The sequence below is a fragment of the Microbulbifer sp. YPW16 genome (assembly GCF_021290385.1).
In the GTDB taxonomy this organism is placed as follows: domain Bacteria; phylum Pseudomonadota; class Gammaproteobacteria; order Pseudomonadales; family Cellvibrionaceae; genus Microbulbifer; species Microbulbifer zhoushanensis.
The window spans coordinates 2,179,881-2,192,357 of the sequence record NZ_CP089928.1 but is presented as its reverse complement, the minus strand read 5'-3'; the positions used below and the strand labels follow the sequence as shown (position 1 = coordinate 2,192,357).

Sequence of the window (12,477 nt, the reverse complement as noted above, 5' to 3'; positions counted from 1 at the left end):
GCATGTTCGAGTGGATGGCAAGCCCCGAGGCCTGGGTGGCACTGGCGACGCTGGCGGCGCTGGAAATCGTCCTGGGTATCGACAATATCATTTTCATTTCCATCCTGGTGGGGCGCCTGCCGGAACACCAGCGCGAGCCGGCACGGTTTATCGGCCTGACCCTGGCCATGGTCACCCGGCTGGCACTGCTGTTTTCCATCGTCTGGATCATGGGGCTGGTGGAGCCCTGGTTCAGTGTGCTGGGCCATGAGATATCCGGGCGCGACATCATCCTGGTGGGCGGTGGCCTGTTCCTGCTGTTCAAGGCGGTGCATGAAATCCACCACAGCCTCGAGGGCGTGGAGGGCAGCAGTGATGCCAGGGTAGTGTCGAGTTTCGGCATGGTGCTGGTGCAGATCGCCATCCTGGATATCGTCTTCTCACTGGATTCAGTGATTACCGCGGTGGGCCTGGTGGACCAGATATCCATCATGGCAATTGCGATTATCCTGGCGGTGATCGTGATGCTGGTGGCAGCCAAGCCCATTGGTGATTTCGTCGAGCGCCACCCGACAGTGAAGATGCTGGCCCTGTCCTTCCTGATCCTGGTGGGCTTCACCCTGATGCTGGAAGGCTTCGACGTGCATGTACCCAAGGGCTACATCTACTTTGCCATGGCGTTCTCGGTGGCGGTGGAGATGCTCAACCTGCGCCTGCGTAAGAAGCAGGGCAAGCCGGTGGAACTCCATAAACCGTATACCGAAGAGGACAAGGCCGCGTAGGGGCGGATCTTGTATCCGCCCTTCCAAAGTGCGGGATTCGGGCCCGGGCGAACACAAGGTTCGCCCCTACGGTGCATGATTTCCGGAGGGTGATTCGTCCTAGGGGCGGATCTTGTATCCGCCCATCCCCAGTGCGGGTATCGGGCCCGGGCGAACACAAGGTTCGCCCCTGCGGTGCATGATATCCGGAGAGTGATCCGTCGTAGGGGCGGATCTTGTATCCGCCCATCCCCAGTGCGGATATGGGGCCCGGGCGAACACAAGGTTCGCCCCTGCGGTGCATGATTTCCGGAGGGTGACCCGTCGTAGGGGCGGATCCTGTATCCGCCCTCCCACAATGCGGGATTCGGGCCCGGGCGAACACAAGGTTCGCCCCTGCGGTACATGATTTCTGGAGGGTGACCCGTCGTAGGGGCGGATCTTGTATCCGCCCATCCCCAGTGCGGGTATCGGGCCCGGGCGAACACAAGGTTCGCCCCTACGGTGCATGATTTCCGGAGGGTGACCCGTCGTAGGGGCGGATCTTGTATCCGCCCTCCCACCAGTCAGCAGGCTGTTCGCAACACCCCCCGATTCAGAGAAAATACAGCCCGGTATACACCAGCAGCGAGATGGCGATATAGCCGTGTTCCACCTTCCTGCGGCGGTCTTCATCCCGGCGTGCGCCGAGCAGGTCGATCACGCCCTGGCGCAGCAGGAAGGTGTACATCACGTAATAGGTGAACGGGACCGCGTGATACAGCGGGCTGACGTCGTCGAGCGAGCGGCCGGTGAAGCCGAGCAGCAGGTCCAGCTCGTTGTAGATGCCCCAGATGCCCAGGCCGGCATTGATAAACATCCAGCGGATGGCATCGCGCCCGAAGATGGCGTTATAAAAAAATATATAGACATACAGCCCGAACCCGCCGAACAGGAAGATACTGCTGAAAGAGGGATCGTCGCTGAAGTAGGCCTGGTAAAAAGGCACCGACCCGAACACGCCCATATGGACCAGGAAAAACGGGTAAAGGAACCCTTTCTGGGCCTGGTTGGTTTCGATATAGGGTTTTGCACCGGCCTCGCCACTACTCACGATTCTTTTTCTCCTTGTCTGTATGTTTTCCCGCATCCCGCGGGTCGGTTCCGCCCAGGGCTGCCCTGATGGCCGAAAGTTCCTCTTCACTGAGCGCCTCATAGCCGCGCAGGTAGGGCCAGCCGTAGCCCCAGCGAAAGCTGGTGGGCAGGAATGGTGAGCCGCCGACCCGCACGCCGGCCAGCATCAGGCCGGCGATTTCCGGCTCGCCCGCATCGGCCACACAGGCCTCAAGTTCCCGGTCCGCCTCCAGCCTTTCGCGATAGGTGCCGCCCCGCCAGTAGGCCAGGTCGTGAGCCCGGCAACAGTCCAGCCACAGGGTCTCTGCCTCGTGCGTGCCATCGGGGAACAGGCTGCAGCCGTCGGAAGTGAATGGCGCTATTTCTGTGCTTGCCCACACCGGCAGGGCGGTTAGGATCGACAGGCCCGCTGCCATTATGCCGGCCAGCCGTGTTGGTGATAGCGCAATCGGAAATTTCACGGTTTTCCTCCGGAGTTCGTATCCCCCGCGCGCCGAATCGCCAGGGCTGCGCCGATATGTTTTACGTCGTGGGTCCAGCGCGGCAGGATCAGCGACATCGACAGGGCCTCGAGCTGCGCGTAAAGGCCGATAACGATGGACAGCCACAGTGTCCAGTGTGGTTGTCCGCTGGTCATGACCAGGATGCCCGCCGGGATAATCGACAACCCGAACAGCTTCATGCTCCAGGCGTGATAACTGGCACGCTTGCCGAAGCGACGCCAGTCAATGATTGCCCGCATCGCATCGAGGGCCAACAGCGACAGGATGCCCGGCAGGTGGGCCAGCATAACCTGCGGTGCGGCAATACAGAAACAGCACAGGCAGGCCAGGGCATAGAACGTGTCGACCATGCTATCCGCGCGGCGGAGAGCGGGCGAGGCTGTACCCCAGCGACGTGCGAGCCGGCCATCGTAAATATCGGAGATGATCGCCATCGCGAACTGGCCCAGCCAGATGGAAGGCGGAAACTGTAACCAGGTGATAACAATTGATAGCGGTGCCAGCAGTCCCCTGAGGGCGACAAGGGCCCAGGGTAATATCGCCTGGTAGCCGGGCATGCCTGTCGAAGCCCGCGCAGTGGGTAAATCCAATAGCCTTCCTTGTATTTCTTCCCGGGAAGACTGTTTATATCAATGATGACCGTGAAGGGGAAAGTTCAACGTGGTGCGGGTGCCGTGCCAAGTTCATCGGAGACAATATCAATCACGCGCCGGTCCAGCGGCACCCAGCGATGCAATGCCACTGGCACTTCATAGATATTACCCAGCGGCAGGAGCGCGCTGCGGTGTGGCAAAATGGTGGCGTCGTAGCGGGTCCAGATGGAAACCGGCTCGAGCGGTTCGAGGCTGTGTATTTCCCGGTTCAGGCGCGCCAGGAATTCACTGCCCACGCTCAGCTGGCGCCCGCCCCGGTAGGGCAGGCAGTTGGCCCAGACGCTGCCGAAGTGGGGGCTGGCGATGGAAATATACTTGTGGACCCGTTCCTGCCCGCCCAGTACCTGGATATAGTGCCGGGCGACAATGCCGCCCATGCTGAATCCTACCAGTGCACAGGTCTGGTCCGGCTCCACCAGTTCCTCCACCTGGCTCTTCAACTGGTGGGCGAGGAATTCCATTCCGTACCAGCCGGAATTGTATTGCAGGTGGATGTAATATGCGGAGAAGCCGGCACTGTCCAGCACTGCCTCCATGCGGTGCATGGACTTGCCGCGGTCGAAGATGCCCGGGATTAGCAATACCACCCTCCCCCTGTTGCTCATGGGCTGTCGACATCCTCGCGCATCTTGAGGTAGGACATATCTTCCAGGGTACGGTATACCCCCGCGATATTGAGCGGCAGCCATTCGTCATACATTTCCAGGTCCCGGAACTCCGGCAGGCGGATTTCCCCCTGCAATGCCTGCAGGGACTTGCCGGCCAGCATGCCGTCGCGCACGGCGTCATAGAGCGCCTGCAGGTAGGTGAGGTAGCGCTGCACATCTTCGCGGTCGCCGGTCCCGGCATGCCCGCCGACAAATACGTCAAAGGGCTCGCCCGCCAGCACCTCACGGGTCGAGCGGATCATGCCGTGGATATCGTAGCCCGGCAGGTCCCGGTAAGGCATGCGGCCCACCACGATCCAGTCCACAACGAACAATACATTGGCGGGCATAAAGCGCATGCTCACCGAGCCGCGGCCATTATTGGGACCGTGATAGCGCAGCCTTACCTGGCCTTCGCCGAGGTTGACGGTCAGTCTCTCGCGGAATGTGATGTCCGGCAGGGCGGTGGGGACCCGTGTCCAGGCCAGGTCCTCCGCGGCATACTGGTGGGCAATGATGGTGGTGCCACCCCGGGCGAAGACTTCACCGCCCAGGGTGTGGTCCACATGATTATGGCTGTACGCCATATAGCGTACCGGCTTTTCGAAGCGCCGGCTTAATTCACCATGAAGCCATTGCGCGGCAGCGGCGGAAATCGGGTCGGCGAGGAAGATGCCCGCGTTGGTAACCATAAAGACGGAGCGGTAGCTGCCGGCAGTGAAACGGTAGACATTGGCCTTGACCGGATCGATACGGTATTCCGGCGCCTGCTGCGCAGCCCGTGCACTATCGTGGTCGAACAGCCCGAGCAGGAAAGCAACAAGGGAAAGCGCTAGCGCTGGCTTCATGGGGACCTGCCGCAATAAGGTGCATCGTAATCAGCGGTCACCATCGATAACATCGCGAAACTTGTCAACGATATTGCGCAGGTGGGTCCTGACGGTGGACTGCTTCTTTTTTGGTGCTTGTTTGGACCTGCGTGCGACCGGTTGCGCTGCATCGACCTCTCGCACTTGTTGCCGGTGCTGTTGCTGTTGCCTTTGCTGTCTCTGCTTGAGTTCGTCGCTGAGTGACAGGAGTACGTCATTCTCCGGCTGGATACTGAGACCGCTATCGACGTAGAAGTGGGCATTGCGTAAATCATTCTGGTCGATTTCCACCCTTGCCAGGCGGACAAATTCGTCGATTACCCGGGCGATCCCGGCATTGGCCCTGGCATTGTCCTGGTCGAGCGCCAGTGCCTGGCGGTAATAGTGCAGTGCATTGTTTCCTTCCGGCTGCTGCAACCGGCCGTCCTGCAGTGCCTGTGCACCCTGCTTCAGGTAGCTATCCAGCTGTTTTTTCTCGGCGGTCTTGCGGCCCAGGATCGCTTCCAGGTTGGAGTTATCCAGTGCCAGCACCTGGCTGTAGTAATTACGCGCGTTATTACCTGTCGGTAACATAAAGCGCCCGGCGTCCATGCTGAGCTGCGCCTGTTCCAGCAGCCGCTCGATCTCACGCTCGGTTGGGGTTTTATAGAAAAAGCCGAAATATACAGTGAGCAGTAGCACGCAGCTTGCCACTGTCAGCAGTTTTGCCTTTTGTCCAGCGGGTCCGGCAAGCCTGCGCTGGCGGATAAAGGGCAGCGTTATATCAGTTTGTTGGCTATCGTCACCTTCCAGTACCCGGTCGATATCCGCAATCAATTCGCGGCAGGAGGGATAACGGTCCCGAGGGTCTTTCGCCAGCATCCGTTCCACCAGCGGCGCCAGGTAGTCAAACTCTTCCGGGAGTTCCGGTACCGGCAACTGGATATGGTTCACTGCTGTACTGGTGTGGCTGTCGCCCTTGAACGGGTTTCGGCCCAGTAACAGCTCCAGCAACACCACACCCAGGCTGTAGATATCGGTGGTGATATCGAGTGGGTGACATTGCGCCTGTTCCGGACTGCTATAGGACGGACTTCCCAGGCTGAGGCCGCTCTGGGTAAGGTCCGAGTCACTCTCGACATTCTTGGCAATACCGAAATCTGTCAGCACCGCGGTGCCGTCCGCGCGGAAGAGAATGTTGGTGGGCTTTACGTCCCGGTGGATGATGCCATTGTCGTGGACAATGGATAGTCCCTCGGCCACCTGGCGGATCAGTGCGAGAATCGGCGCCGGACGTGTAAAGCGATCGGCATTCTCGATTACATCGCCGTTGCCGACAAATTCCATGGCGATGTAGTAATCGCCGCTTTCCATGCTCGCAACATCGTAGATGGTAATGAGATGGGGGTTGTTGAGGCCGGCGATAAAACGAGCCTCATTGATAAAGCGCTGACCAAACTCGGCATCGGCGCAGTTGCGCAGCACTTTTATCGCTACCTTGCGATCCAGGGATTCCTGGGTGGCGAGATAAACAGACGCCATGCCGCCGTGGCCGATGGCGGCATGAATGGTGTAGCCGGGTATCTGAATATCGGGAGAATCCATATACGCCTGTTTTGCCTGTTATCCATACGAGGACCGCGGCCAGCGGGCATTGCCCGCCACAACTGCTTGCCAGCAGCGGGCGTATTCCCTGCCCGGCCTGGATATGCAACTGGCGTGAAACCTGGCTACGCCGTCTCTGCTGTGGGCAGGAGAGACTGTATGGAGAGTCAATCGGGAACAGCGTGCTGGCCGGGGAAGCCGATCCGGCCCGGCCATATACAAAGCTTGTATAACTAGATAGACGACGGGCTACGACTTTACAATCGCGGCAGGGATTCCCCGGAAAAAAGAGGCGTCGTCTATCTGGGCGTGGGAAGTGGAAGCTTATTTTTCATCCGGGTTCCGGTCCCGGGGCGGCAGGCCGTGATACCAGTCGCGGTAGGGGGTGTTCTTCACCATGTAGCGGTTATAGTCGGGTGCGCCGTCATGCCACCAGGCTGGCCCGCGCTCACCGAGCGCCACCTTGGCTGCATGCACACCCTCGCGGGCGGCTTTTTCCGCCACCTCGTTGGCTGCTTTCCTGGCGCGTCCCACGGCGGAGCGGTGGCGCATCAGTTCCCGGGTCAGTCGCTCGCGCTCGCCCTCCGTAAGCGCCGGGTTACTCATGCGCCACAGCCTGCCCCGGACCACAAAGTAGCGGCCATCGGGTGTTACCGGGTAGCGCATATTCCCTTCCGCTCCTCCTATTCCTGTTCGGTCCTGTAAACCTGCATACCGCGGGCACGGTAGTTATCCAGCGCACCCTCATGGTCCAGCGAGCAGGTATGCACCCATACGCGGCGGGTGTTGCCCCAGTCCCACGCCGACTGCAGGGCGTGGGACAGCAGGTAGCCGCCAAAGCCGCGGCCAATAAACCGTGGCGCCAGGCCAAAGTAGGCAATCTGTACATTGCCTTCCCACTGCTTTTCCAGCTCATAGTAGCCGGCAATGGACCCGCGGTAATACGCCACCCACGTACGCAGGGCCTGGCGTTCCGCATATGCCTTCCACTCTGCATCTGGCAGCGAGAGCCGGTCCACCCATTGCCATGGCTCCCCCACCAGCTGGTAGAGGTAGCGGTTGAAGCGGAATTCCTTTTCCTCTGCCTCTACCACCTCCAGGCCCTCGGGTTTGGGCTTGCTTTTGAGGCTTTGCTGGTCGGTCATCTCCAGGTAGTAGGTGGTGACTGGTTCAATATTGCTCAAGGTTTTGCTCTGGTAAAAAAGTTGCAGTGCAGCCGGCCGGTAGCCTGGTTCCGGGTAGCCCGTGGGCCTGTCGATCAAGGCGGTTACGCCGGTGGATTGACAATAGGTTATGTCGCGTTCCTTAACCTCCATAATAGTGCGCTGAATCCACGGCTGCGCAGGGAGAGGAACAGGCCGATAGCGATTTCCACAAGGGTGACCAGCAAGGTGATCATTGTACTGGCATAACGATCCCCCAGCTGATGACGCTCGGCGGTGTAGTACCAGAGCCAGATACCATTGTCGACCAGGTCGGGAAGCGCCCAGGAAAGTATATAGACACCCAGGATACAAAATGCGACAGCGAGTATGTCGGTAGCGCGGTCGGAGAAACTGATGGGATGCGAACTTTCAAACGGCAACAACTTTCCGGCGACAGACATCGGGAAACGCATGAATATTGCGCTGACAGCAAAGATGATGGCCAGTTCTGTCACGGCCAGGTAGGCAATAGCCGTGGTATCCCCGAAGTTGCTCTGGTTCAACATTGCAAAGGTTGCGTGGTGGCTGGAAATCGACTTGAGACCAATGATGGCCAGCATAATGCCGCATATCCTGATGCCTACGGCCAACAGTTCGATTGGTTTCATGGTGACGGACTCCCCTGAATTGCCATCTTTCTTCTAGTCCGCTCGGCTGCCATTCGGGACCGGGGATTCGGGGATGGCCAGGCACGGGCTGAGGCCATCCTCATAACCGATGTCGAACAGCATACCCTGTGAGGTCTCCCCAGCCATCTCTCTTTCCGGGAGGTTTACCACGAACAGCGCCTGCCGGCCCGTGATCGCCTGCGGGTTGTCTCGCTCCTGGCGGATGCCCGCGAGGATCGAGCGCTGGTGATTGCCAAAGTCCACGGTAAGCTTCATCAGCTTGCGTGATTGCGCGGTCTCCGCCGCCTCCAGAATGGTGCCGACGCGGATATCGAGCTTATCCAGAACCTCTACTGTAACCATGTCTTTTACGGGGGCAGGTCTCAATGTGATCTCTCCCTTACAATAAAGTTTTTCGTATATGCCCGGCACTCAACTGAAACCGGGCGTTCCTGCGATTTGCGCTTGTACAGGTGAAGCGGGGCAGGTTGAATAACTGGTTTCAGTTATGAGGGGTAAGAGTCACAGCGGCGCTTGAACCAGCCGGTACGGCGCTCATGGTTGACGGGGCAGTTGTCCTGGCAGTTCTCACCGAGGTCATCGATGCTTGTGGCGTCGGGGTAAGTGGCCACCACTTCCCCGTCGATCACGTGGCTGTAGCCCGGACTACTGCTGTCGACCCTGAAGTGGTTCTTTTTCTCACCGATCAGGATCATATTGCCTGCGAGCGCGTAAACATCGAAGCGCCACATGCCCCAGGATGTCCAGTCGTACATTATCAGGCATGTGGACATGCTTTTCAGTGGTTCCTGCTTTTCCTGAGCATATCCCGGCGCGGAAAAAACCAGGGCGATTATTATCGTTTTTATTTTTTTCATATGGCGTCTGCGCGAAAGTTTGCTTGGTCGGTCCCTGTAGCTTCAGGGACTACTTAAAATACCATATCAGCCTTCAGTCATACATGACGAGGCCAGTTCACCAATTTTGGTCTTATTCGTATCGTCAGATTTTCCCAGGGCACCAATCACGGCATCCCTGTTGCGTGCCGGTTGGTTCTGGCTCAATTTCCATTGTCCCTCTATCGATATCACCTCGATTTCCAGTCCGACCACAGCCTTCAACATCTTCTGGATATAGTCCTCCGGCGCATCACTGATTGACCAGGCCTCCTCACCGGAGCCTTCCTGTTGGGCCGTCAGCTTTTCGAGGGTCTCATGGGTCCAGGCGGGATCATGCACAAAGTGCATGTTGCCTCGTATGTGCACACTCACATAATTCCAGGTGGGAACTGCCCTGCCGTGTTCCTGTTTGGTTGGGTAAAGACTGGGAGAGATATAACAGTTTGGGCCATTAAAAATCAGTAACACTTCGGCGCCATCGCAGGCTTCCCGCCACAGGTGGCTTGCCCTGGCGATATGCCCCTGCAGGACCAGATTGCGATCACGTTCGGCAATAACCAGTGGCAGGTGGAATGCCTCAACCCCTGCTCCGTTACCGGTGACCAGGGTCGCAAGTGGATACTCGGCAATAATTTGTTTGATTTTTTCCGGGTTGGCCTGCCTGAATGGCTTTGGTGTATACATCTGCTGGTTTCACAGTTGTGCTGGTAAAAGCGCCCCCTGGTACTCCGGGCGCCAATTTGGAGTGTCTAAAGGTCACTCGCCCGGGTTGTCCCGGTTATGCACCCGGGACCTGAAAGAACTTTATGCTGAGCGGGTATTGCCATAGTTCGCCCTCACTGGCCTTGACAGCTGCGATTACCACAAAAATAACCTCGACTAGCAGCAGGACGAAAAAGCCCAGGATGCCGATGACAACAAAAACCAGGATAGAGCAGATCAGGGCGTAGATGATTAAGCTGATCATCCAGTTGAGGATCACCTTCCCATGGCGATCAATCTCGACAGACTGATCCTTGTTGGTGGCCCACATGATGATGGGCAGCGCGAACCCGGCGACTGGCAAAAAGAAGCCGGTCAGCTGGCTGAGGTGCATCAGCATCAGGAATGTATTTTTATCCATTCCCCATGGTCTTATTTCATTCATTCCTTATCCCTCTCATTTCTTACTGCTCTTTGAATGGCTAGTGATTGTTCAAAGCGGTCCTTTTCCGGCGGGTTAATTAGTCATCGGTAGCCCTGAAGTTATAGCCAGGCCGGATTTTTGCTTTGTTCTTCTCAGCCAGCCGCTCAACTGCATTGGCATCATTGTTTATCAGCTGTTCGAGCGCTTTGACCAGCTGGCCGCGTGATACCGATACCCACCTGTTCTGCCCGACAGCCCCGCACATGAAAATCGTCGCAAGCGTAGCCAGGAAAATTGTAAGATTGTGCTGAACACCAAGCACCTCCAGGGCAATCAATATCACCAGTGCCGTGATTGAGAGTGCCTGTAGGCCGTAAATGGCAGCCTGCTCTTTTCTCGCTTTTATCAGTATGTTTATGGTGTCTTCGCTGATCATCTTGATATTCTCCCCTGGTCGAAAGGTGTCGCGGCATGAGGGCGGTTCGTTGCCTCTGGCCCTGTCAGGCTTTCGCTCTGGAAGTGCTGCTCCATAGCGGCCACTTTTCATATCAGGCATGCTTTACCGTATGTCATTCAAGTGGCGTAGATGGAGCGCCTGTCCTTTAAAATTAGCCGAAAGACACTAGGTCCAGCTGCCGGCTGCAATAACCGGGTACCAGATTAGAGCGACATAAAGCAGCGGTGCGCCAATTGCCACCACTGTCAGTGACAGGCCAGCATGCGGATAGAAAACCCTTTCATTAAAAACGATATGACTATTCAAAAGCCCGGCAACGTTGGTCAGGGTGGCTTTAAGTCGCAGAAGCCTTTCCCTAAGCTGTAACATGGATTGTTTCAGGTAGAGCAGTAAAAAGCCAATGGCGAACTCCGCACCCGCCAGCTCCGCAAGCATCACCACTTCGACAGCAAATGGCGCAATCAGGATAACGATTGACCAGAATAGAATCGCTCTTATTTGATGTCTGCCGGGCTTTATTTTCATGGCTTCCCTGTGCTGGTTTCCTGGATCAAATGTCGCTGGGCTACTGGCCGCGCCCGGAGTAATCCCGGCGGCGCGTTATGTGGACAGTGCTATGTGCCGGTTTCCCCATTAAGCAGCTGGTACCCGGCATAGGAGGCAGCAATGACCAGAATCCAGAACAGGATGCTGAGTACAACAACCAGGAAACCGTCTGGCTGCCTGCCAGGTTTCGTAAACGGTTTACATAACCAGTAGCCGGGCACCTGGAACAGGATTTCAGCCGCTATCGAAAATACAATTTCAAACAGGAATCGGCCCAATACCCGGAATATTCCTGTGAATACCTCTTCCATGAAGCTCCTCTCATTGCTCGGCAGGTTTTACCTGCCTGTCTCAGGCATGGTCATATCCCGGTTAATGGCAGTGTCGGGATGTGACTGTTTTCTTCCGTATGGACCCTATTTAACCACGCCGGATCGGTGTAATCCCGTGTAATTTCTGCGGGCTCAGTCAGCCGGTAATTACCAGCGCCTTTAGAAACAACAGTACCGCCGGATGGTCGGCGGCGGTGCGCTTGAAGGTGGCGGCGTTCTGGATTTCGTATTGGAACTGGTCCGGGCGCAGGGCGATAAGCTCGCCGTCCTGCTGGTGGCGTCTTGCCAGGTAGGAGGGAAGGAAGCCGATGAACTTTCCTGACTGGATCATGGCCAGGCGCGCTGCCATATGGTTGGCGGTGCTCTTGTTGGGAAACAGGCGATACAGGTGGGCGGCGCCGGAGAGCACCGCGTGGCTGGGGGCCGCCAGTTCCTGCTGGGTCAGTAACTCCTCACTAACGTTGGGTTCTGAGGCCAGCGGGTGGCTGCGGTGACAGTAGAGTAGTGACTGGTGGTTGAACAGGGGGCGGTAATCCAGGCCCGGACGCCTGGTGTGCAGTGGGTTGATACCCACGTCCGCGCGACCGGCAAGGATTTCCAGCTCCAGTTCCTGTGGCGCGGCCAATTGCAGGTCCAGTTGCAGCTGGGGCGCACGTTCGCGGATGCCGGCCAGGGTGGCAGGCAGGTCCAGCTGGGGAATCTCCAGCGCGTCGTCCGGCAGCACGATGCGCAGGCTGCCGGTAAGCTGGGACTGGATGGCGTTGACCTGGCTCTTGAAGGCGGCCAGGTGGCCGTCCAGTTCGCCGATTGCCTGGTACAGGGCCTCGCCATCCGGGGTCAGCTTGAAGTCTGCGCGGCCTCGGGAGCGCAGGCACAGTTGCATGCCCAGGCGGGTCTCCAGGTCGGTGAGGTGCAGGCTGATGGTGGAGCGGCTGATGTTGAGTGCCACCTCTGCCGGGGCCAGTCCGCCCGCGCGCACCACCTCGCGGAAGACCCGCAGCAGCCGCAGGTCCATATCGGTGACTCGCCCACCCAGTGCCTTCTTGCCGCTCATCAGGTTATCCACTCTCGTTGAAAGACGGGTTTCCCGCCATGTCCGCGGGGCCCAGATGCGGGGAAACACCAGGGTAGGCGGCAGAATAGACCAAAGTTTGACGGGGGTAAATTTTAGTTGGAGAAAATACACTATGCGTCC

At 57.9% G+C, this 12,477-nt stretch carries 18 protein-coding genes; 1 reads left to right on the top strand and 17 read right to left on the bottom strand.

Features of this window, described 5'->3' with window-relative positions:
- Positions 1-2 precede the first annotated feature (2 nt).
- Positions 3-761, top strand: a complete 759-nt coding sequence (locus tag LVE68_RS09285) for a TerC family protein (protein ID WP_232939950.1) — start codon at positions 3-5, stop codon at positions 759-761.
- Between the two features lie 574 nt (positions 762-1,335).
- Here LVE68_RS09285 and LVE68_RS09280 read toward each other — a convergent pair.
- From LVE68_RS09280 to LVE68_RS09200, 17 genes are all read right to left on the bottom strand, one after another.
- Positions 1,336-1,833 carry a hypothetical protein gene (locus LVE68_RS09280; protein ID WP_232939949.1) on the bottom strand — a complete coding sequence of 166 codons (498 nt, stop codon included), beginning with the start codon at positions 1,831-1,833 and terminating at the stop codon, positions 1,336-1,338.
- Positions 1,826-2,314 (bottom strand): FAD-binding oxidoreductase, encoded by a 489-nt coding sequence (locus tag LVE68_RS09275; protein WP_232939948.1) that lies wholly within the window; start codon positions 2,312-2,314, stop codon positions 1,826-1,828. The genes LVE68_RS09280 and LVE68_RS09275 overlap by 8 nt, the downstream gene beginning before the upstream one ends.
- On the bottom strand, positions 2,311-2,946 hold the full coding sequence (locus LVE68_RS09270; RefSeq protein ID WP_232939947.1) for a CDP-alcohol phosphatidyltransferase family protein: 636 nt from the start codon (positions 2,944-2,946) through the stop codon (positions 2,311-2,313). The genes LVE68_RS09275 and LVE68_RS09270 overlap by 4 nt, the downstream gene beginning before the upstream one ends.
- Before the next feature lie 65 nt (positions 2,947-3,011).
- Positions 3,012-3,614, bottom strand: coding sequence for an esterase/lipase family protein (locus LVE68_RS09265; protein WP_232939946.1), 603 nt, complete (start codon positions 3,612-3,614; stop codon positions 3,012-3,014).
- Positions 3,611-4,504 carry an MBL fold metallo-hydrolase gene (locus LVE68_RS09260; protein ID WP_232939945.1) on the bottom strand — a complete coding sequence of 298 codons (894 nt, stop codon included), beginning with the start codon at positions 4,502-4,504 and terminating at the stop codon, positions 3,611-3,613. Before LVE68_RS09260 ends, LVE68_RS09265 begins: the two co-directional genes overlap by 4 nt.
- A gap of 30 nt (positions 4,505-4,534) precedes the next feature.
- Positions 4,535-6,109: a serine/threonine-protein kinase gene (locus LVE68_RS09255; RefSeq protein ID WP_232939944.1), complete on the bottom strand. Its 1,575-nt coding sequence runs from the start codon at positions 6,107-6,109 to the stop codon at positions 4,535-4,537.
- Between the two features lie 324 nt (positions 6,110-6,433).
- The gene (locus tag LVE68_RS09250; protein ID WP_232939942.1) at positions 6,434-6,775 is read right to left on the bottom strand and encodes a hypothetical protein; all 342 of its coding nucleotides are present in this window, start codon (positions 6,773-6,775) and stop codon (positions 6,434-6,436) included.
- Between the two features lie 17 nt (positions 6,776-6,792).
- Positions 6,793-7,293 carry a GNAT family N-acetyltransferase gene (locus LVE68_RS09245; RefSeq protein ID WP_232939940.1) on the bottom strand — a complete coding sequence of 167 codons (501 nt, stop codon included), beginning with the start codon at positions 7,291-7,293 and terminating at the stop codon, positions 6,793-6,795.
- Between the two features lie 107 nt (positions 7,294-7,400).
- Complete coding sequence (locus LVE68_RS09240; RefSeq protein ID WP_232939938.1) at positions 7,401-7,922, bottom strand: hypothetical protein; 522 nt, start codon at positions 7,920-7,922, stop codon at positions 7,401-7,403.
- A gap of 33 nt (positions 7,923-7,955) precedes the next feature.
- Entirely contained in the window at positions 7,956-8,309 is a 354-nt protein-coding gene (locus LVE68_RS09235; protein ID WP_232939936.1) for a hypothetical protein, read from the bottom strand.
- Between the two features lie 119 nt (positions 8,310-8,428).
- Positions 8,429-8,716: a hypothetical protein gene (locus tag LVE68_RS09230; RefSeq protein ID WP_232939934.1), complete on the bottom strand. Its 288-nt coding sequence runs from the start codon at positions 8,714-8,716 to the stop codon at positions 8,429-8,431.
- 150 nt (positions 8,717-8,866) lie between these two features.
- On the bottom strand, positions 8,867-9,505 hold the full coding sequence (locus LVE68_RS09225) for an FMN-binding negative transcriptional regulator (protein ID WP_232939932.1): 639 nt from the start codon (positions 9,503-9,505) through the stop codon (positions 8,867-8,869).
- Between the two features lie 94 nt (positions 9,506-9,599).
- Positions 9,600-9,968 carry a DUF4870 domain-containing protein gene (locus LVE68_RS09220; protein WP_232939931.1) on the bottom strand — a complete coding sequence of 123 codons (369 nt, stop codon included), beginning with the start codon at positions 9,966-9,968 and terminating at the stop codon, positions 9,600-9,602.
- A 76-nt stretch (positions 9,969-10,044) separates the two neighbouring features.
- Positions 10,045-10,383, bottom strand: coding sequence for a hypothetical protein (locus tag LVE68_RS09215; RefSeq protein WP_232939930.1), 339 nt, complete (start codon positions 10,381-10,383; stop codon positions 10,045-10,047).
- A gap of 186 nt (positions 10,384-10,569) precedes the next feature.
- Complete coding sequence (locus LVE68_RS09210) at positions 10,570-10,929, bottom strand: hypothetical protein (protein ID WP_232939929.1); 360 nt, start codon at positions 10,927-10,929, stop codon at positions 10,570-10,572.
- Positions 10,930-11,018: 89 nt separating this feature from the next.
- Positions 11,019-11,261, bottom strand: a complete 243-nt coding sequence (locus tag LVE68_RS09205; protein ID WP_232939928.1) for a hypothetical protein — start codon at positions 11,259-11,261, stop codon at positions 11,019-11,021.
- Between the two features lie 157 nt (positions 11,262-11,418).
- The gene (locus tag LVE68_RS09200) at positions 11,419-12,336 is read right to left on the bottom strand and encodes a LysR family transcriptional regulator (protein WP_232939927.1); all 918 of its coding nucleotides are present in this window, start codon (positions 12,334-12,336) and stop codon (positions 11,419-11,421) included.
- Between the last annotated feature and the right edge of the window lie 141 nt (positions 12,337-12,477).

What these genes read in the sequence shown, in the direction of transcription:
- LVE68_RS09285 (WP_232939950.1), top strand. Translation starts at nt 3, where the DNA reads ATGTTCGAGTGGATGGCAAGCCCCGAGGCCTGGGTGGCACTGGCGACG.
- LVE68_RS09265 (WP_232939946.1), bottom strand. Translation starts at nt 3,614, where the DNA reads ATGAGCAACAGGGGGAGGGTGGTATTGCTAATCCCGGGCATCTTCGAC.
- LVE68_RS09260 (WP_232939945.1), bottom strand. Translation starts at nt 4,504, where the DNA reads ATGAAGCCAGCGCTAGCGCTTTCCCTTGTTGCTTTCCTGCTCGGGCTG.
- LVE68_RS09255 (WP_232939944.1), bottom strand. Translation starts at nt 6,109, where the DNA reads ATGGATTCTCCCGATATTCAGATACCCGGCTACACCATTCATGCCGCC.
- LVE68_RS09250 (WP_232939942.1), bottom strand. Translation starts at nt 6,775, where the DNA reads ATGCGCTACCCGGTAACACCCGATGGCCGCTACTTTGTGGTCCGGGGC.
- LVE68_RS09240 (WP_232939938.1), bottom strand. Translation starts at nt 7,922, where the DNA reads ATGAAACCAATCGAACTGTTGGCCGTAGGCATCAGGATATGCGGCATT.
- LVE68_RS09230 (WP_232939934.1), bottom strand. Translation starts at nt 8,716, where the DNA reads ATGTCCACATGCCTGATAATGTACGACTGGACATCCTGGGGCATGTGG.
- LVE68_RS09225 (WP_232939932.1), bottom strand. Translation starts at nt 9,505, where the DNA reads ATGTATACACCAAAGCCATTCAGGCAGGCCAACCCGGAAAAAATCAAA.
- LVE68_RS09220 (WP_232939931.1), bottom strand. Translation starts at nt 9,968, where the DNA reads ATGAATGAAATAAGACCATGGGGAATGGATAAAAATACATTCCTGATG.
- LVE68_RS09215 (WP_232939930.1), bottom strand. Translation starts at nt 10,383, where the DNA reads ATGATCAGCGAAGACACCATAAACATACTGATAAAAGCGAGAAAAGAG.
- LVE68_RS09210 (WP_232939929.1), bottom strand. Translation starts at nt 10,929, where the DNA reads ATGAAAATAAAGCCCGGCAGACATCAAATAAGAGCGATTCTATTCTGG.
- LVE68_RS09205 (WP_232939928.1), bottom strand. Translation starts at nt 11,261, where the DNA reads ATGGAAGAGGTATTCACAGGAATATTCCGGGTATTGGGCCGATTCCTG.
- LVE68_RS09200 (WP_232939927.1), bottom strand. Translation starts at nt 12,336, where the DNA reads ATGAGCGGCAAGAAGGCACTGGGTGGGCGAGTCACCGATATGGACCTG.